Annotated in this window: 16 protein-coding genes and 4 tRNA genes; 13 read left to right on the plus strand and 7 right to left on the minus strand. The window is 37.4% G+C overall.

Annotated features, from left to right (window positions below):
- Positions 1-1307, plus strand: a 1307-nt coding sequence (locus I2F23_RS03950) for a phosphoenolpyruvate carboxykinase (GTP) (protein WP_195771268.1), incomplete at its 5' end; no start/stop codon positions are given.
- Positions 1308-1435: 128 nt separating this feature from the next.
- The gene (locus tag I2F23_RS03955) at positions 1436-1864 is read left to right on the plus strand and encodes a hypothetical protein (protein ID WP_195771269.1); all 429 of its coding nucleotides are present in this window, start codon (positions 1436-1438) and stop codon (positions 1862-1864) included.
- Positions 1865-1903: 39 nt separating this feature from the next.
- Here the strand turns inward: I2F23_RS03955 and folD are convergent, their stop codons facing one another.
- The gene (gene folD, locus I2F23_RS03960; protein ID WP_195771270.1) at positions 1904-2752 is read right to left on the minus strand and encodes a bifunctional methylenetetrahydrofolate dehydrogenase/methenyltetrahydrofolate cyclohydrolase FolD; all 849 of its coding nucleotides are present in this window, start codon (positions 2750-2752) and stop codon (positions 1904-1906) included.
- Positions 2753-2905: 153 nt separating this feature from the next.
- Here folD and I2F23_RS03965 point away from each other — a divergent pair.
- Positions 2906-2979: transfer RNA gene (locus I2F23_RS03965), tRNA-Cys, on the plus strand.
- Positions 2980-2990: 11 nt separating this feature from the next.
- Positions 2991-3076: transfer RNA gene (locus I2F23_RS03970), tRNA-Leu, on the plus strand.
- A gap of 112 nt (positions 3077-3188) precedes the next feature.
- On the opposite strand, the gene I2F23_RS03975 is transcribed toward I2F23_RS03970, so the two are convergent.
- The gene (locus tag I2F23_RS03975) at positions 3189-4022 is read right to left on the minus strand and encodes an undecaprenyl-diphosphate phosphatase (protein ID WP_195771271.1); all 834 of its coding nucleotides are present in this window, start codon (positions 4020-4022) and stop codon (positions 3189-3191) included.
- Positions 4023-4220: 198 nt separating this feature from the next.
- Here I2F23_RS03975 and I2F23_RS03980 point away from each other — a divergent pair.
- A tRNA-Leu gene (locus I2F23_RS03980) sits at positions 4221-4306 on the plus strand.
- 53 nt (positions 4307-4359) lie between these two features.
- On the opposite strand, the gene I2F23_RS03985 is transcribed toward I2F23_RS03980, so the two are convergent.
- Together I2F23_RS03985 and I2F23_RS03990 are read right to left on the minus strand one after the other, a co-directional pair.
- On the minus strand, positions 4360-5001 hold the full coding sequence (locus I2F23_RS03985) for a hypothetical protein (protein WP_228285396.1): 642 nt from the start codon (positions 4999-5001) through the stop codon (positions 4360-4362).
- A gap of 101 nt (positions 5002-5102) precedes the next feature.
- Positions 5103-7256: a TonB-dependent siderophore receptor gene (locus tag I2F23_RS03990; RefSeq protein ID WP_195771273.1), complete on the minus strand. Its 2154-nt coding sequence runs from the start codon at positions 7254-7256 to the stop codon at positions 5103-5105.
- Positions 7257-7457: 201 nt separating this feature from the next.
- Here I2F23_RS03990 and I2F23_RS03995 point away from each other — a divergent pair.
- The 4 genes from I2F23_RS03995 to lon all read left to right on the plus strand — a co-directional run bounded on the left by I2F23_RS03995 (position 7458) and on the right by lon (position 11537).
- Positions 7458-7543: transfer RNA gene (locus tag I2F23_RS03995), tRNA-Leu, on the plus strand.
- A 193-nt stretch (positions 7544-7736) separates the two neighbouring features.
- Positions 7737-8312, plus strand: a complete 576-nt coding sequence (locus I2F23_RS04000; protein ID WP_195771274.1) for a hypothetical protein — start codon at positions 7737-7739, stop codon at positions 8310-8312.
- Between the two features lie 75 nt (positions 8313-8387).
- The gene (locus I2F23_RS04005) at positions 8388-8984 is read left to right on the plus strand and encodes a 5-formyltetrahydrofolate cyclo-ligase (RefSeq protein ID WP_195771275.1); all 597 of its coding nucleotides are present in this window, start codon (positions 8388-8390) and stop codon (positions 8982-8984) included.
- 123 nt (positions 8985-9107) lie between these two features.
- Positions 9108-11537, plus strand: coding sequence for an endopeptidase La (gene lon / locus I2F23_RS04010; RefSeq protein WP_195771276.1), 2430 nt, complete (start codon positions 9108-9110; stop codon positions 11535-11537).
- Positions 11538-11592: 55 nt separating this feature from the next.
- On the opposite strand, the gene I2F23_RS04015 is transcribed toward lon, so the two are convergent.
- A complete protein-coding gene (locus I2F23_RS04015; RefSeq protein ID WP_195771277.1) occupies positions 11593-12021 on the minus strand; it encodes an RcnB family protein in 429 nt (142 codons plus the stop codon).
- Between the two features lie 228 nt (positions 12022-12249).
- Here I2F23_RS04015 and rlmH point away from each other — a divergent pair, with 228 nt between their 5' ends.
- Together rlmH and I2F23_RS04025 are read left to right on the plus strand one after the other, a co-directional pair.
- Positions 12250-12729, plus strand: a complete 480-nt coding sequence (rlmH, locus tag I2F23_RS04020; protein ID WP_195771278.1) for a 23S rRNA (pseudouridine(1915)-N(3))-methyltransferase RlmH — start codon at positions 12250-12252, stop codon at positions 12727-12729.
- Between the two features lie 39 nt (positions 12730-12768).
- Positions 12769-13545 carry a dioxygenase family protein gene (locus tag I2F23_RS04025; RefSeq protein ID WP_195771279.1) on the plus strand — a complete coding sequence of 259 codons (777 nt, stop codon included), beginning with the start codon at positions 12769-12771 and terminating at the stop codon, positions 13543-13545.
- On the opposite strand, the gene I2F23_RS04030 is transcribed toward I2F23_RS04025, so the two are convergent.
- Positions 13546-14361, minus strand: coding sequence for a DODA-type extradiol aromatic ring-opening family dioxygenase (locus I2F23_RS04030; RefSeq protein WP_195771280.1), 816 nt, complete (start codon positions 14359-14361; stop codon positions 13546-13548).
- Positions 14362-14555: 194 nt separating this feature from the next.
- On the opposite strand from I2F23_RS04030, the gene trhP reads away from it, so the two are divergent.
- The gene (gene trhP / locus I2F23_RS04035; RefSeq protein ID WP_195771281.1) at positions 14556-15884 is read left to right on the plus strand and encodes a prephenate-dependent tRNA uridine(34) hydroxylase TrhP; all 1329 of its coding nucleotides are present in this window, start codon (positions 14556-14558) and stop codon (positions 15882-15884) included.
- Between the two features lies 1 nt (position 15885).
- Entirely contained in the window at positions 15886-16134 is a 249-nt protein-coding gene (locus I2F23_RS04040) for a YfhL family 4Fe-4S dicluster ferredoxin (protein WP_195771282.1), read from the plus strand.
- 128 nt (positions 16135-16262) lie between these two features.
- Here the strand turns inward: I2F23_RS04040 and ahpF are convergent, their stop codons facing one another.
- Entirely contained in the window at positions 16263-17828 is a 1566-nt protein-coding gene (gene ahpF, locus I2F23_RS04045; RefSeq protein ID WP_195771283.1) for an alkyl hydroperoxide reductase subunit F, read from the minus strand.
- Positions 17829-17924: the final 96 nt, after the last annotated feature.

Genomic DNA, 17924 nt, shown 5'->3' on the forward strand with positions numbered 1-17924 from the left:
GTGTAGGAATGCCACTTACTCAAAATCAAAAAGATGTTGCATGGCCGTGCAATAAAGAAAAGTACATTGTCCACTACCCTGAAACACGAGAAATCTGGTCTTTTGGTTCTGGCTATGGTGGAAATGCATTACTTGGCAAAAAATGTCTTGCATTACGTATTGCATCCGTTATGGGGCGTGAACAAGGTTGGCTTGCAGAACATATGCTTATACTAGGCATCACCAACCCTCAAGGTAAAAAGCATTATATTGCAGCAGCTTTTCCATCTGCTTGTGGTAAAACAAACTTTGCGATGCTTATTCCACCAAAAGAATATAATGGCTGGAAAATAGAAACCGTTGGGGATGATATTGCTTGGATTAAACCAAGTGAAGATGGTCAACTCTACGCGATTAATCCTGAAGCGGGTTTCTTTGGCGTTGCACCAGGTACAAATACAAAAACTAATCCAAACTGTATGGCAACCTTACATAAGGATGTGATTTATACCAATGTTGCTGTATCTGATATAGGTGAAGTATGGTGGGAAGGTCTTACCAAAGAAGCACCTAATAATCTAACAAATTGGAAAGGTCAACCACATCAAGACGGTGAAAAAGCCGCACATCCAAATGCTCGTTTTACAGTTTCTGCATCGCAATGCCCATCCATTGATGCCGACTGGGAAAATCCAGCGGGTGTACCAATTTCTGCCTTTATTTTTGGTGGCCGTAGAGCTGATACCATTCCTTTAGTTTCAGAGGCATTTGACTGGGTTGATGGTGTATACAAAGCAGCCACTATGGGTTCTGAAACAACTGCAGCAGCCGTCGGACAACAAGGTGTTGTACGTCGTGACCCATTTGCTATGTTGCCATTTACAGGATACAACATGGCGGATTACTTTGACCACTGGTTACAAATCGGCGATCAACTAGAAAAACAAACGAAAATTCATGGGACGAAAGTTCCAAAAATATTTAATGTAAACTGGTTCCGTCGTGATGATCAAGGCAATTTCATCTGGCCTGGTTTTGGTCAAAACATGCGTGTACTCGAATGGATTATTCAACGTTGTGAAGGTCAAGCGAATGCAACTGAAACACCAATTGGACTAGTTCCAGAATACGAAGATCTAAATTGGACTGGAAGCAACTTTTCTGAAGAACAATTTGAACAAGTGACCGATCTTGATCAAGCGCTTTGGATTCAAGAAGTTGAAAGCCATCATGCGCTTTTTGAGAAGCTAGGTCATAAACTTCCACAAGCTTTAATCAAAAGACAGCAAACTTTGTTAGAAAAATTAAAAGAAAATATATATGCTTAATATTTTAAACATATAGCAGTAAATTATGGCCACATTATCGTGGCCATTTTTATAATATCTCTATAGAAAATTTAAATATTTAAGCTTAATATGCTTTCACGTCCTACAACAATAGATATGGAAAACTTATGATGAAAAAATTAATATTTACAACTTCATCAATTGCCTTACTCTCTCTTACAGCTTGCCAAAATGTACCTCAAAAATACAATGGTAATGCAGGCTATCAATTAGAGAGCAAAACAAATAATAGTGCGATTATTAGCTACACTTTAGCGGTACAACCAAATCATGCATTTAATCAAACTAAACTTGAAAATGCGTGTAAGAAAACTTTAGGTCAAAACCAAAGCTACAATGTAAAAATTCTAAGTACAGATGAAATTATTAACCCTGCCAATACAAACCCATCTAACGGTATTAATATTGGACATAGCAAAACAACTTTTGGACTTGCTAACACCAATACAGGCGACAACAATATGGCTTCACGCACAGCATTAGGTACACATCCTAATACCTTAACTGTCGTACGTTATCAATGTACTCCTAAATAAAAAGCACAGCTTTGCTGTGCTTTTTATGAAATCAACCGTTTAAGCCAATGCTTTCTCAGCAGCTTCTACAGTTTGACGGATCAATGTAGTAATCGTCATTGGTCCAACACCACCAGGTACTGGAGTGTAAGCAGAAGCGATCTCTTCGATACCAGCCAACTGAATATCACCTACACCACCATTTTCACGAGGATGGAATCCAGCGTCAACTACAACAGCACCTTGCTTAATCCAGTCTTTCTGAATAAGCTCTGCTTTACCTACAGCACCTACAATAATGTCTGCTTGTTTTACAAGTTCAGCTAAATTCTGAGTACGAGAATGACAGATTGTAACAGTTGCATTGGCCTGTAAAAGCATCATTGCCATAGGCTTACCCAAAATAGCAGAACGACCAACCACTACCGCATGCTTTCCTGAAATCTCAATATTATTTTCTTGAAGAATTGTCATAATTCCTGCAGGTGTAGCAGAACCATATGCAGACTCTCCCATTGCCATACGACCAAAACCGAGACAAGTCACGCCATCGACATCTTTTTCTAAACGAATAGCATCAAAGCATGCACGCTCATCAATTTGTGCAGGCACGGGATGTTGCAATAAAATACCATGAACATCTGGATTAGCATTTAATTTTTCAATTTCAGCAAGTAACTCTTCAGTCGTTGTACTTTCAGGAAGCTCAATTTTTAATGAGTCCATTCCAACACGACGACATGCATTTCCCTTCATACGTACATATGTTGCAGATGCGCCATCATCACCAACTAAAATTGTTGCTAATATTGGAGTACGCCCAGTTTTTGCCTTAAGTACCTCTACTCGTTGAAGTAAGTTACTCTCAATTGTTTTTGCTAATGCCTTTCCATCTAGAACCAGTGCCACGGCGCATCTCCACAGATCATTTTTAAACTAATAACGCAATAATACATGATTATTTTAGCAATTTTATTTTATATGCTGATTTTATGAACATATATCCACAATTATCTATTGTGTTTTTTCAAAAGGTTGCTAATATGTGCATCACCAAGACATGGCGGGGTGGCAGAGTGGTCATGCAGCGGACTGCAACTCCGTGTACGCCGGTTCGATTCCGACCTCCGCCTCCAATCTTGGTAAAGCCCGGGTGGTGAAATAGGTAGACACAGGGGATTTAAAATCCCCCGCCCACAAAGCGTGCCGGTTCGAGTCCGGCCCCGGGCACCATTTTAAAACACTTAAAATGGTGCCAAAATTAACCAGCTATAAGCTGGTTTTTTTGTATCTTATTTTTATAATTTAATGGGCTATGTGATGATAGCCCACTTAAAATATATTGTTAGGTTAATGCCAATACAACAACTGCAAAACACATACAATAAATTCCAAACAAATGCCAACGTCCACTTTCTAACCATGAAGATAGCCATTTTAATGCGGCTAAGCCTGCAATAAAACTTGCCACCATTCCTACTAAACTAGGCACAATGAACTGACTCATATGTACATGCATTCCAGCTTGTGTATGTAATAAACGTACAAATTCTTTAAGAATAATGACTGGTGTAAGCACAACAGCTAAGGCAAAACTAAATTCTTCAACTTTCTGACGAGATAATCCAAGCAATAATCCTGTAGATATGGTAGCACCTGAACGTGAAAAACCACGGAACGGTAAACAAAGCGCTTGGACTGCTCCAATAATAGAAGCCTTTTTTAGATCTAATTCATATTTTTGATCTTGCTTTAAACGAGATGACAAAATGATAATAATACCTGAAGCAAATAATGCTGTTGCCATGAGTTTAGAGTTACTAAAAAGGTGTTCAATTTCAAAACTTTCTGCATTACCAAAAAATACATGTTTAATAAACGATTGTAATGCCAATCCTAAGCATCCAGTTACTGCAGTCGCAGCAATAATATAAAATGCTTGCTTTTTAAAGTTCTGTACCGATGAAAAATATGTTTTCTTCCATGAACTCCAAAAATAAACAATAACTGCAAACATCGTTCCTGTATGTAACATAACCAATAAGAATGTCATTTCAGGTGCCGAAGGATCAAAACCCATCAATTTTTCAGCTAAAATCACGTGAGATGAACTTGAAACTGGAAGTAACTCTGCAAGCCCTTGAATAATTGCCAGTATAATGACATGGAATAAATTCATTAAAATACTCTTTTTAAAATTCTTGGGGGCTTTATACGAACCATTTCTTATAAAGACATTAAAAAAAACAATTCATTTACTATCTTATTAATTTTGATTTTATTTTATACACCTATTTTCGATTTGAATAAAACATCAGCAACAAAAGAAATAATCTCTTGCTATTAGTTATATAATTCTCTAAGATTCATCACACATGCCCGGGTGGTGAAATAGGTAGACACAGGGGATTTAAAATCCCCCGCCCACAAAGCGTGCCGGTTCGAGTCCGGCCCCGGGCACCATTTTAAAACACTTAAAATGGTGCCAAAATTAACCAGCTTATAGCTGGTTTTTTTTATTTTTCTAGCATCCAATCTATAGCTGCATCAAATAAAACATAACCTTCATTAGATAAATTATTAAATGTATCATTGCTTAGAAAGAACATTAAACGACGTGCAGGCGCTAGACTTTCATAATCCATAGTACTCCCCTTTTCATAACCCCAAATCGCAGGTTTTTCAGGCTGTCCATAAATTGTAGCAATAATTATTGCACCTAATCCTGGCTTTCCCCAACTCATAGGTGCTTGAGCCTTATAGACATTCACTACACCAGCATTTAGATGAGCAGACAATGAATGTGGTTGGTTTACCAACCAAAGATATCTTTCTTTCTCTACTTCACCAAAATCTGAATGAATACGTTTACCAGTCATCGCTAAATCATCAAGATAATCGTTTTCCCAAGTCATTAAAGGAATAGGCAACGTCTTCCATCCCATCTTTAAATTCTTAGCTGCAACTGTAGAATAAATAAGCACTAAGTCTATATTTTCAATTTTTGATGGATCAATTGACTGATCGACTAGATCAACCGTATTTCCCTTTTTCTGTAAATATGCTTGAATCGTACGATCGGACTTTATATCAACACCATTCATCTGAGAAACCAGCATAATATGTGCAGCGTGGGCTTGTGATATAAAAACAACCATAAATGTTAAAAAAATATAACGTAATAATGAGAGCATATATATTCCTATATAGAAATAAACCAAGAATAGGGAGAAATTCTTGGTTTATGATTAGGTATAAGTTAAAACTTCATGGTTGCTCTGAGTGCAAATTCTCTCGCATCGCCTCGAGATACATTTAAGTAAGCAGCTCCATCTAAACCTGTAGTAGAGGTAAAATAATCTTTATCAAATAAATTATTTACATTGAACTTCAGATTCAAATTCTTTCCAGCAAGCAATGTGTCATAACTAATAAATGCATTTACTAAAGTATAGTCTGGAAGTTTAAAATTATTTGACTGATCACCTGGACGATTGCCCACATAATTGCTACTTGCACCAAATCTTAACTGTCCATTTGCAAATTGGCCATAATCGTAAGACAACGACAATGATGCAGTATTTTTTGCAACATTTGGCAAGTATTTCCCGATCGCAGTCACATTCGTAGAGTCTGTTACTTTTGCATGTGTATAAGCATAAGTTAGAACAGCATCAACTTTATCCGTCAAACGCCCTGAAATATCTAGTTCTACCCCTTTAGATCTGGCATCTTGTGCAGTTGAAATATTCAAAGAAGTATCATTATCAATGATATTGGTCTTCTTAATATCATACAGTGCTAAATTGGCAGTAAGACGGTCATCCATCTCATACTTGAGACCAATTTCATAAGATTTTGCTTGTTCAGGCGGGGTTGCATTGTTTAATTGCGTTTTATATCCTGCAATCGTCCAACTTGGCTTCAATGATTCAGTGTAGCTAGCATAAGTAGAGATTTGGTCATTAAATTTATAAACCAAACCTGCTCTTGGTAACCATTTACCATCGTTAGTATCAGTGTTTACATTAAACGGGCGACCTTTCCCAGCAGTTTGTTGCCAGTGTGTATAACGTGCGCCCAACACTGCAATCCATTGATCAGTTAGATATAAAGAATCTTGTAGGTAAAAGCCATAAGTGTGTAAGTTATTGGTTTGATCACTTGCTGTAGCATCAATTGTAGATGGTAAGACAACATTTGAACCAGATAGCGTCTCGTAATTGATACTTTTCTGATTAGCAGCAACAGTACGCCATAAATCTTTACGATAATACTGTACATAAGATGCTTCAGTACCTATCTGAATATCATGGCGTAAACCAAAAATTGAGGCTTTACCATTAAGATAAATATTTCCAAAACTCGAAATACTTTCTGCACCTGTCGTGGCATCATTACTGCGTTTTAATGTATGGGTTGTGGTATTTAAAGAACCTGGTACGGCTCTCATTTGTCCCGCATCATATAATTCTTTATTATAGCTATAACCTGCATGTAGCATCCAATCTGCATTCAAATAATGATCTAAAGTCAATTGAGCAAGGTGATCCTCACCTTTCATTTGATTAGAAGCTGTATCTAAACGCGTATATTTTGAGATAGGAAGTACCTTACCTGTTCCAAAACGGTCAATAATAGTAGAACGATCAAAAGGTACATCGAACTTATGATATTGATAACTTGCATTTATCTTTGTTTGACCATTATCCCATTGAACACTTGGTGCAATAAGCTGCTGATTATTATATCCAAAGTTTCTCCAATAATCTTTTCTCGATTGGTCAGCGATCAGACGATAAGAAAACTGACTTGTTCCAATTTGCCCTGTCGTATCTACACTTGCACCTACCCCATTTTTTCCACGTGCATAACTCGAGCCATAAATAGAAACCTCTGTACTTTGTTTCTGTTGGGGCTGTTTAGTTACAACATTCACAACCCCACCCGGATCCATAATCCCATATAACAATGTTGCAGGTCCTTTCAACACCTCAATTTTACTGACCGCCGCATTCATGATACGCCCTTGAACAATTGGCATACCATTTACCATAATTGAACCGTCACGGTTATCCCCAAAGCCTCTTTTCATAACCGTATCTTGTGTACCTGCCAAGGTGTTTCCTTGCGTAATACCGCTCACCTGTGTGAGTGCATTATCCAAATTTTCTGGCTCGTAGTCTCTAATATACTGAGGTGGTACAACATTCACCGTTTGCGGTGTATCAAGATTCTTTTGTGTACTACGTAAAGTCGACATATCACTTTTTGCGACATAATGCTGTGCATTTTCATCTTGTGAAGACGAAGTAATTGTAGGAAGCATTAAAGAATCATTTGCATGCGCATATGTAATACTAAGTAAAGAAACTGACAGAAGAGTCTTTGAGAATCGAGAAGTGTTTTTCATATAACTAAAAGCAACAAAATTTAAACTAAACGATACATATAATAATTCTCATTTTCAATAAATATAAGCGATTTTTATATAGGAAAATTCTATTAATTATTTTTTGAGAAAGATTTATCTTATAAAAATTGTATAAAATACCTACATTTAAGCACCAAATTACTTGCATTCCTCATTCATTTTATCTATTATCTGCCACATGCCCGGGTGGTGAAATAGGTAGACACAGGGGATTTAAAATCCCCCGCCCACAAAGCGTGCCGGTTCGAGTCCGGCCCCGGGCACCATTTTAATATTTTTGAAATGGTATCTAAATTAAACCAGCTTAAAGCTGGTTTTTTTATTGGTGCTGTTAACAAATCAATACAACAGAATATATTTCTTCATAAAAATAAATGAAATCCCAAAATACAAGCACTTATCATCATGAAGGTGAAAGTGCTATATTGTCGCGTATTAAAATTATGGAATAGATGAATCATGAAAAAATTAATGCTTGCTACACTTTGTGCTTCTACTCTTGTACTTGGTGCATGTGCAAAAAAACCAGAATCAGCTCAACACAATGATTCTCAAGCACAACAACAAAGTGCTCCAGCAACACCAACATATAGCCAAGACAATGTTGCAGATATCAAAGCAGATTTAAAAGCACTTCAAGAACTGTCTAATAAAAAAGCTCAAGAAGGTGTAAAATTCCAAGAAGAAGCTGTGGAAGCAGAAAAATCTGGTAAAGAAGACCAAATTCAAGCCATAGTTGGAAAAATGAAAAGTTTTGTTGATGGCTTTAATACGGAACTGACTTCACTTACGCTCAAAAGTGCTGAAGTAAATAGCTTACGCATTAAAATGGTAGAATCAAACAATTATGGTCTAGAGCTTGCTCAAGAAAGTATTGCAAAAACACCTGATGAAAAGAAAATGACCGATCTTCAGAAAAAGGTCAATGATGTACAACAACAAATGTTAGACATCATGCAAAAACTTCAAGCAAAAGTAGGTAACTTACAGCAAGCTGCCTCTGAAGCTCATACAACACCAAAAACTGAGAAATAATTTATATTCTACAATATGAGCAGATGAGTTTATTGTATAAACTTATCTGTTCACTATGTCATAGCGTCTCTTTCTATGTCTTCTCTGCATTCCATACGACAGCAACTTAGAAAACAAAGAAAATTGCTTACCTCTTTTCAGCAAAAACAAGCAGCATATGCATGTTTCTCTAAAATCATGCACCTCAGTCAATTCCAACACGCAAAGCATATTGGTTTATATCTAGATGCCTTTGGAGAAATTGAAACTCGTCTCTTTTTTTTATACTGTTTTAAGCTTAAAAAAACAGTGTATCTTCCAAAAATATGTGAAATGAACCAACGCTTAACATGGGTGAAAGTTACAAAGAATCAATACCTCAACTATCGATTTAGCAAGCATCAACTTGGCATGTATCAACCACAAAATCATAGAGGTATTCACACACAAAACTTAGATTTATTGTTTATGCCACTGCTTGGATGCGATGCTTATGGGACCCGACTCGGCATGGGTGGTGGGTTTTATGATCGAACCTTAGCTGATTGCCCAACCACGCCTTATAGAGTAGGTTTGGCACATGATTTTCAGTTGATCTCTACACCATTAGTACGTAGAGCATGGGATCAGCCGATTGACGCTTTATGTACCCCATCTCATTATCATAAGTTTAACTCAAAGAGGTACAATTAGTTGTTTTTTTCGACGAATCCCGAGTTTTTTAGTCTTTTTTAATATATTCCCCTTGTAATTTAAAAAAAGTGCATCACTATAAAAATATATGGCAACAATGTTGTCACTCATTAGGAGTGCCCCATGACTGAACAAATTATGAATAATGAAAGTTCTCATGAACTTAAAAATATTCCAAACGAATTACCTCTTTTAGCGTTACGAGATGTGGTGGTTTATCCTCACATGCAAATCGCACTTTTTGTTGGTCGTGAAAAATCGATTAAAGCTGTTGATGTGGCGCGTAACAGTGACAATTTAGTATTTGTAGTTGCGCAAAAAGATTCCCTAACAGAAGATATCGACCAAGAAAACTTATATCAATACGGTACAGTTGCAAAAATTGTTCAAGTTGTTAATCACGAGAATGATGAAAACTGTATTAAAGTATTAATTGAAGGTTTATATCGCTCAAAATTAGAAAGTATTTCAGAGCAAGAAAGCCACTTTACTGCACAGCATAATCCAAGCCCAATTCATGTTGGCTTAGATGAAGAAGCGCAATCAGATCGCCTACAAGAGCTTAAAGGTCTATTTGCCCAATATGCAGAAGCAAAACTGCGTAATGCACGTGAACTTATTGCAGCAGCAAATAAAATAGATGACCTACTACAACTTCTATTTTTTGTAGCAACACGTGTACCGCTGAACATTGCTGTAAAACAGAACTTTTTAGAAGAAGACCTATTTGAAGCTCACTTAAAAGAGCTGATGACTTACCTTCTTCAACAGTCTGAAGAACAGCAAATTGAGCAAAACTTACATGAAAATGTAAAACGCCAAATGGAAAAGAACCAACGTGAATACTTTCTAAATGAGAAAATGAAAGTTATTCAACGTGAACTTTCAGACATGAATGGCGGTGCAGACGATGAAGTTGCTGAGTTAGAAAAACGTCTTAGTGAGGCAGACCTGCCAGAACATGTTCGTAAAAAGGCAGAAGTTGAATTTCGTAAGCTCAAGGCAATGCAACCTGCGTCAAGTGAAGCTGCTGTCGTTCGTAATTATCTAGATGTTATTTTAGATACGCCTTGGAACAAGGCGAGCAAAGTTAGTATTAACTTGAACAAAGCACAAGAAATTTTAGATAAAGACCATTACGGCTTAGATGAAGTTAAAGCTCGTATTGTCGAATATCTAGCTGTTCAATCGCGTGTGAAAAAATTACGTGGCCCTATACTCTGTCTAGTAGGTCCTCCTGGTGTGGGTAAAACCTCTCTTGGTGAATCTATCGCTAAAGCTACAGGCCGTGAATTTATTCGTATGGCATTAGGTGGCGTGCGTGACGAAGCAGAAATACGTGGGCACCGTCGTACATATATTGGTGCGATGCCAGGAAAAATTGTGCAATCTTTAACAAAATCAGGTGTGAAGAATCCTCTCTTCTTACTCGATGAAATTGATAAGATGGCTCAAGACTACCGTGGTGATCCTGCTTCTGCACTTCTTGAAGTACTTGATCCATCACAAAACAGTAAGTTTAACGACCACTATTTAGATCTAGACTTAGACCTATCTGAAGTCATGTTTATTTGTACTGCAAATAGTATGAATATTCCCGAAGCCTTACTAGACCGTATGGAAGTTATTCGTCTACCAGGTTATACAGAAGAGGAAAAAGTAAATATTGCTTCTCGCTATTTGGTTCCAAAAGCAGTGAAAGATAATGGCTTACGTCCAAAAGAACTCACTGTACATGAAGAAGCGATTAGAGATATTGTACGTCGTTATACACGTGAAGCTGGTGTTCGTAGCCTCGAGCGAGAAGTTTCTAAGATTGCACGAAAAGTGGTCAAAGAAGCAGTTAGTAAAAAGGCGAAAAACCTGCATATTGATGTAACAGAGTCAAACTTACCTGAGTTTTTAGGTGTACACAAATTTGACTACGGCGTTGCAGAAGAAGAAGCTCAAATTGGCCGTGTAAATGGCTTAGCTTGGACATCTGTTGGTGGTGAGCTATTAACCATTGAAGTCGCTGCAGTTAAAGGAAAAGGAAAATTTGTTACAACAGGTTCTCTCGGCGATGTAATGAAAGAATCTATTACTGCAGCAATGACTGTTGTAAGAACACGTGCAGACGAACTCGGTATTGAATCAACACGTTTTGAAGAAACAGACGTGCATGTGCATTTACCAGAAGGCGCTACGCCTAAAGATGGACCATCAGCAGGTTTAGCTTTAACAACAGCACTTGTGTCTGCCTTTACAGGTATACCAATTCGTGCAGATATCGCAATGACAGGTGAAACCTCACTACGTGGACACGCGCTACGTATTGGAGGATTAAAAGAGAAATTACTAGCGGCTCATCGTGGCGGTATTAAGCTCGTATTTATTCCTCAGGACAATGTAAGAGACTTGGCTGAGATCCCTGATAATGTTAAAGAAGGACTAGAAATCAAAGCTGTGAAAACAATTGATGATGTTCTTCCATTTGCATTGACAGAGATGCCAAAGCCTTTACCTACCCCTTTGGCAAAACCTGTTACCGAAAACAAAGTGACTAGACACTAGTCACTCAAGAATAAAAAGCCACTCTTATGAGTGGCTTTTTATTCTCATCTATAAATTAATGGTGTAGTAAAATACTTGCTATAACACCTGTTGCTGCTGCAACTAAAATATATTGACCATCTACATGTAACCAACGATGTCCGCTTGGTGGTGGTGGTAAACCGTTATCACGCCAATTGTCTACGCGATAGTTTCTTCCCCGATATGATTTAGGTATATGACCACCCTGTTGCCATTGACCACCTGAAGGCGCATGGTAGTAATTTGGATATCCACGCATATCTTGTTGTTCATTACGTCCAACATCTCGGTCTCTATGACCACCATGACGCTCTTGATTCTGCATTGGAGCTTGACGACCTTCTGGTCCTGGTCCTCGATCGTCTCCGCCACGATCCCATGGATCTGCAGAAGCCAATCCGCTCATGAGTGTCGCACCACAAAGTAAAGTGACAGTGAAAAAACGTTTTTTAAATTTCAACATGTTAAAGCCTTGTCTAACTCTTTAGATCTACTTTAACCTTCAATATGAGAGCTTCAATGAATAATCATGTTATAGGCTGTAAACAATTAAGTAAGAAATGTATAATATGCATATATTTTATAAAAAGCTTGTAGATCGTGTAATTGATCTATCTTCGGTCTAAATATTTAAGATTCTCTATTTCTCACGTTATAATTATCAGCTTTTAGTCAAACTGTCTTTCTCTCTATGAAAATTAGAATCCTTACTATTGGACAAAAAATGCCTTTGTGGGTACTTACAGGTGTAAATGATTATCTCAAACGTATTCAACCTTTTGTACAAACCCAATTTGTAGAATTACCTATGGCAAAACGAGGAAAAAATGACTCAGATGCAGATATCTTTAAATACTGTCAAATCGAAGGCGAAGCCATTTTAGGGGCATTAAAGCCCAATGAAATTTTGATTGCACTTGAGGTCAATGGCAAGGAATTAAGTACTGAAAAATTGGCTCAAACAATGGAAGATTGGATGCTAGAAGGTCAAGATATTGCTTTAGCGATAGGCGGCCCCGATGGATTAAGCGATCAAGTCCGTCAAGCAGCAAAATGGCATTGGTCATTATCAAAACTTACTTTGCCTCACCCACTTGTTCGTGTCATGCTCATCGAACAGCTTTATCGTGCAATGAGTATTAATCACAACCACCCATATCATCGTGCTTAAACAATTTGCTTATGGGTGTATTTATTTTTAAGGATACGCATGAACCGACAAACACTTCCAGGTTTATTTATTTCACATGGTTCCCCAATGTTGGCACTTGACCCTGAACAAGTTGGTCCTGCATTACATCGCTTAAGTATAAACCTTCCCCAACCTGTGGCAATTATTGTGATGTCAGCACACTGGGAAAGCGAAACACTTGAAGTAAGCACTGCAACTCGTCCTGAAACTTGGCATGATTTTCGTGGTTTTCCCAAAGAACTATATGATATTCGCTATCCTGCACCTGGTGCAATTGAGCTTTCAGAGTGCTTACTGACTCGTTTTGCGGATGCAGATATTCATGCGAATGCAAATAGTACAAGACCCCGAGATCACGGGGTATGGATGCCTTTATTGCATATGTACCCTGATGCAGATATTCCTGTTATTGAAATTTCTCTACCAATGACAGGAAGTGCACATGACATATACACCATTGGCCAAATCCTTGCAGAATTACGCCAAGAACAAATCTTATTAATTGGTTCGGGTAGCATCACGCATAACCTATCAGAATTGTCTTGGCAAAAACAACATTTAGATACACCGCTTTGGGCCTCTAAATTTAGAAACTATATTGTTCAAAAACTACAGCAACAAGATTTTGAAGCAGTCTTGAATTGGGAAAGCTTACCTCATTTAGAGAGAAACCATCCCACATTAGAACATCTTGCACCATTATTTTTTGCTATGGGTACAGGGCATCGCTTTAGTATTGTACACAGTAGCTTTTCTATGGGCACTTTAGGAATGGATATTTATCGTTTTGACTAATCATAAGTGACCAAATTGAAAGCCTGATACAGATATTCCACCAAGAAATTTGGATTCATGATAATTCCTGATAGCCTGTTCATTTTCTGCTGCACCTACCGCAACCATAATTGGAAGTAAATGTTCTTCTCTGGGGTGAGCAAATCGTGCAGCAGGGGCATTTTCCCAATGAATTAAGCGTTGATTCCGTATATCCGTATCATAATTCACCAAAGTTTCATTCAACCAAGTGTCGAATAAACCTGATTCTTTTTCTGCTGTTGCATTAAACTGAGATAAATTATGGTAGGTCAAACCACTTGCAATAATAAGAATATTTTCTTCACGTAATTTTGCCAACTGCCGACCCAATATAATATGTATCATTGGATCCAAACCTTTTTTTAATGAAAGTTGAACCACAGGAATATCCGCTTTGGGGTTAATAACTTGCATAGGTGCAAACATGCCATGATCATAGCCACGTGAGTTATCAATAGAAATATCGATATTTGCAGCTTGTAATTGTTCGACAACACGTTTCGTAAGCTCGGCGTGACCTGAAGAAGGATAATCAATTGCATAGGTTTCTTGAGGAAAGCCATAATAGTCGTACAACATCGTTGGATGTTGTGCACCTTGAACAGTGAAAATACGCTCTTCCCAATGTGCAGAAACCATTAAGATAGCCTGAGGTTGTTGCGTTAGACCTTTCAGAATCTGAGAAAGTGACTGCTCGAGTTGCATATATTGTTTTCTTAATGCTGGCATCCATGGCCATGGCCCTCCCCCATGTGAAACAAAGAAGACAGGTTGCCGTATTGAATGACTCTTCATTTTATGTACCCTAAAATTTCTATTACTTAGTAAAAAGTATGAAACTTTGAAATACATAGAACAATTCAACAAATAGAACACTCCAATGAATGATTAGAACGATCAAATTAAATTCCGACAAATTTACTAGGTTGAGTCTATACTTCAGAGGCAATAAAATAATCCCCTATTTTTTTTAAGACTTTATTTTAACCATGAAAACAGAGCTTTTATCTCCTGCCGGCTCACTTAAAAATATGCGCTATGCCTTCGCTTATGGTGCCGATGCAGTATATGCAGGACAGCCCCGCTATAGCCTTCGTGTTAGAAATAATGAGTTCGACCATGAAACATTAAAGATTGGTATTCAGGAGGCACATACCTTAGGCAAAAAATTCTATGTCGTGGTTAATATCCAGCCCCACAACAGTAAATTAAAAAACTTTCTTGGCGACCTAAAGCCAGTTATCGATATGAAACCAGATGCTCTCATCATGTCTGATCCTGGTTTAATTATGCTTGTACGTGAAAATTTTCCCACTATAGATATACACTTATCTGTACAAGCCAATGCTATGAATTGGGCGACTGTTAAGTTCTGGAAAAACTACGGACTAACACGCGTTATTTTATCTCGTGAATTATCTATAGAAGAAATTGAAGAAATAAAAAAATATGTTCCTGATATCGAGTTAGAAATATTTGTACATGGCGCACTTTGCATGGCCTATTCTGGACGCTGCATGCTTTCAGGATATATGAACAAGCGTGATGCAAATCAAGGAGCTTGTACGAATGCTTGTCGTTGGGAATATAAAGTATTGGATGTTCAAGAAGATCACCTAGGCGACATCATTCCTACAAAAGAAATTCAAAATACACAATCTATTTTATTACAACGTAACAATGAAGATGCTTTTGCAGCAGAAGAAGATGAGCATGGAACATATTTTATGAACTCTAAAGACCTACGTGCAGTCCAACATGTAGAGCGTTTAACAAAAATTGGAGTGACTTCATTAAAAATTGAGGGTCGTACTAAATCTTATTTTTATTGCGCGCGAACAGCTCAAATTTATCGAAAAGCGATCGATGATGCTTTAAATGCTAAACCATTTGATACACAGCTTATGTATCAGCTCGATGGGCTTGCAAATAGAGGATATACAGAAGGTTTTTTAAGACGTCATGTGCATAGTGAATATCAAAACTACACTCATGGTTCTTCAAAATTTGATTATCAACAATTTTGCGGTGAAGTCATTCAACATGAAGATGGATATCTCACGATTGATGTCAAGAATCGTTTTACGATTGGCGATACATTAGAGCTTATGACACCAAAAGGCAATATATCCTTTACACTCAAAGAAATGCTAAATAGGAAACATGAAGCGATCGAAAGTGCAAAGGGCTCAGGACATGTTGTAAAAATACCAAGTCCACTAAAAACATTAGACTGTCAGTTTGCACTTCTCATTCGAAATTTGCCCCATCGTGTAAATGATATACCTTCATCATCATTGGCATACAACATTCAATAGCATGGCTTTAATCATTACAACAGACTGTATTAATTGTGATATGTGCTTACCTGAATGTCCCAATACAGCAATATCAGAAGGTAAGAAAATTTACGAAATTGATCCTGTACGCTGCACAGAATGCGTGGGATTTTACGATCATCCAACATGTATTGCAGTATGCCCGATTCACTGTATAGAACAGCATCCTTCATATTACGAAACAAAAGAAGCTTTACTTGTTAAGTTTCAGGCACTCAATATTCTATAAATCTCTAGCCTATCATCATACGTGATAGGCTAGAATTTTTTAAAATATATCGAATTATTTGTATTAAGATATTTTAAATAAAAAAAAGAGCTAAAGAATAACTCCTTAGCTCTTCTAGCAACACAGAATTAGTTTCCTGAGCGAATAATATAATCAAATGCAGATAGCGCTGCTTTAGCACCTTCACCTGTTGCTATAATAATTTGCTTATAAGGCACAGTTGTACAATCGCCTGCTGCAAAAACACCTTTTACATTGGTTTCATTGCGTTCATTAATTACAATTTCCCCACGTTTAGACAGTTCTACAGCACTATTTTTAAGGAAGTCTGTATTTGGTAATAAACCAATTTGGACAAAAATACCTGCCAGTTCAACGGAATGTACTGCTTCAGTTGTACGATCTTTATATTTTAGACCTGTAACTTGAGCACCGTCACCTAAAACTTCAGTTGTCTGAGCACTCATAATGACTGTTGAATTAGGTAAGCTGTGCAATTTATCTTGTAGTACTTGGTCTGCAAGTAAATGGTCACTAAATTCGATCAGTGTTACATGCTCAACAATACCTGCTAAATCAATTGCAGCTTCTACACCCGAGTTACCACCACCAATAACAGCAACATGTTTGCCTTTAAACAAAGGGCCATCACAGTGTGGACAATATGCAACACCACGTGTACGGTATTCTTTCTCACCAGGAACGTTTAGCTCTCTCCAACGTGCACCTGTAGAAAGAATTACAGATTTCGATTCAAGTTTTGCACCATTTTCTAGCTCTACAGATACCAGTCCATTTTCTGTTTGATCTGCACCAATAATTTGGCTTACACGCTGTAAATTCATAATATCAACATTATATTCACGAACGTGTTTTTCCATGTCACTCGTAAATTGAGGCCCAACTGTACGCTGTACCGTTGTAAAGTTCTCAATATCCATCGTATCCATTACCTGACCGCCAAAGCGCTCAGCAACAATACCTGTGTTAATTCCCTTACGAGCTGCATAGATTGCAGATGTACCGCCGGCAGGCCCCCCACCTACGACGAGTACATCAAACGCTTCTTTCGCATTTAATTTCTCAGCTTCTTTTTCAACAGAGTGAGTATCCAATTTAGCAACGATCTCTTCAAGAGTCATACGACCTTGACCAATGTGTTGATTGTCTTGAAAAACCATTGGTACGGCCATAATTTTTCTTTCTTCAACTTCATCTTGGAAGAAAGAGCCATCAATCATCGTTGCTGTAGTATTTGGATTATAAATGGCGATTAAATTCAGTGCCTGAACAACGTCAGGACAGTTATGACATGTTAAAGATACAAACACATCAAAGTTGGCTTTTAAATTTAAACCTTTAATTTGATTTAGAATTTCATCTGAAACCTTTGGAGCATAACCAGAAACTTGGAGTAATGCCAAAATGAGAGATGTAAATTCATGTCCCATTGGAAGACCTGCAAAATATACACGTGGTTCTTCACCTGCTTTTGCAATACCAAAACTTGGACGACGAACATTTTGACCATCTAAACGAACAGTAACTTGATCAGACAACTCTGCAATCTCAGTTACTAGCTCTTTAATTTTAATTGCTTTATCAGATTCATCTAAAGATGCAACGAGCTCAACAGGGCTTTCTAAACGTTCTAAATAAGCTTTTAACTGTGCTTTAATATTTTGGTCTAACATTATTTAGTCTCCAATGGAGTAATTTTTTAACTAAGCAAATCATACATAAATTAGACCTATAGTTAAAACAGAATATTTTTATAGCTACAATCGTTT

This window comes from Acinetobacter pollinis (assembly GCF_015627175.1).
GTDB lineage: Bacteria > Pseudomonadota > Gammaproteobacteria > Pseudomonadales > Moraxellaceae > Acinetobacter > Acinetobacter pollinis.

What these genes read in the sequence shown, in the direction of transcription:
- I2F23_RS03975 (WP_195771271.1), bottom strand. Translation starts at nt 4,022, where the DNA reads ATGAATTTATTCCATGTCATTATACTGGCAATTATTCAAGGGCTTGCA.
- rlmH (WP_195771278.1), top strand. Translation starts at nt 12,250, where the DNA reads ATGAAAATTAGAATCCTTACTATTGGACAAAAAATGCCTTTGTGGGTA.
- I2F23_RS04015 (WP_195771277.1), bottom strand. Translation starts at nt 12,021, where the DNA reads ATGTTGAAATTTAAAAAACGTTTTTTCACTGTCACTTTACTTTGTGGT.
- I2F23_RS04030 (WP_195771280.1), bottom strand. Translation starts at nt 14,361, where the DNA reads ATGAAGAGTCATTCAATACGGCAACCTGTCTTCTTTGTTTCACATGGG.
- ahpF (WP_195771283.1), bottom strand. Translation starts at nt 17,828, where the DNA reads ATGTTAGACCAAAATATTAAAGCACAGTTAAAAGCTTATTTAGAACGT.
- I2F23_RS03990 (WP_195771273.1), bottom strand. Translation starts at nt 7,256, where the DNA reads ATGAAAAACACTTCTCGATTCTCAAAGACTCTTCTGTCAGTTTCTTTA.
- I2F23_RS03955 (WP_195771269.1), top strand. Translation starts at nt 1,436, where the DNA reads ATGATGAAAAAATTAATATTTACAACTTCATCAATTGCCTTACTCTCT.
- I2F23_RS03985 (WP_228285396.1), bottom strand. Translation starts at nt 5,001, where the DNA reads ATGGTTGTTTTTATATCACAAGCCCACGCTGCACATATTATGCTGGTT.
- I2F23_RS04000 (WP_195771274.1), top strand. Translation starts at nt 7,737, where the DNA reads ATGAAAAAATTAATGCTTGCTACACTTTGTGCTTCTACTCTTGTACTT.
- I2F23_RS04025 (WP_195771279.1), top strand. Translation starts at nt 12,769, where the DNA reads ATGAACCGACAAACACTTCCAGGTTTATTTATTTCACATGGTTCCCCA.
- lon (WP_195771276.1), top strand. Translation starts at nt 9,108, where the DNA reads ATGACTGAACAAATTATGAATAATGAAAGTTCTCATGAACTTAAAAAT.
- I2F23_RS04040 (WP_195771282.1), top strand. Translation starts at nt 15,886, where the DNA reads ATGGCTTTAATCATTACAACAGACTGTATTAATTGTGATATGTGCTTA.
- I2F23_RS04005 (WP_195771275.1), top strand. Translation starts at nt 8,388, where the DNA reads ATGTCTTCTCTGCATTCCATACGACAGCAACTTAGAAAACAAAGAAAA.
- trhP (WP_195771281.1), top strand. Translation starts at nt 14,556, where the DNA reads ATGAAAACAGAGCTTTTATCTCCTGCCGGCTCACTTAAAAATATGCGC.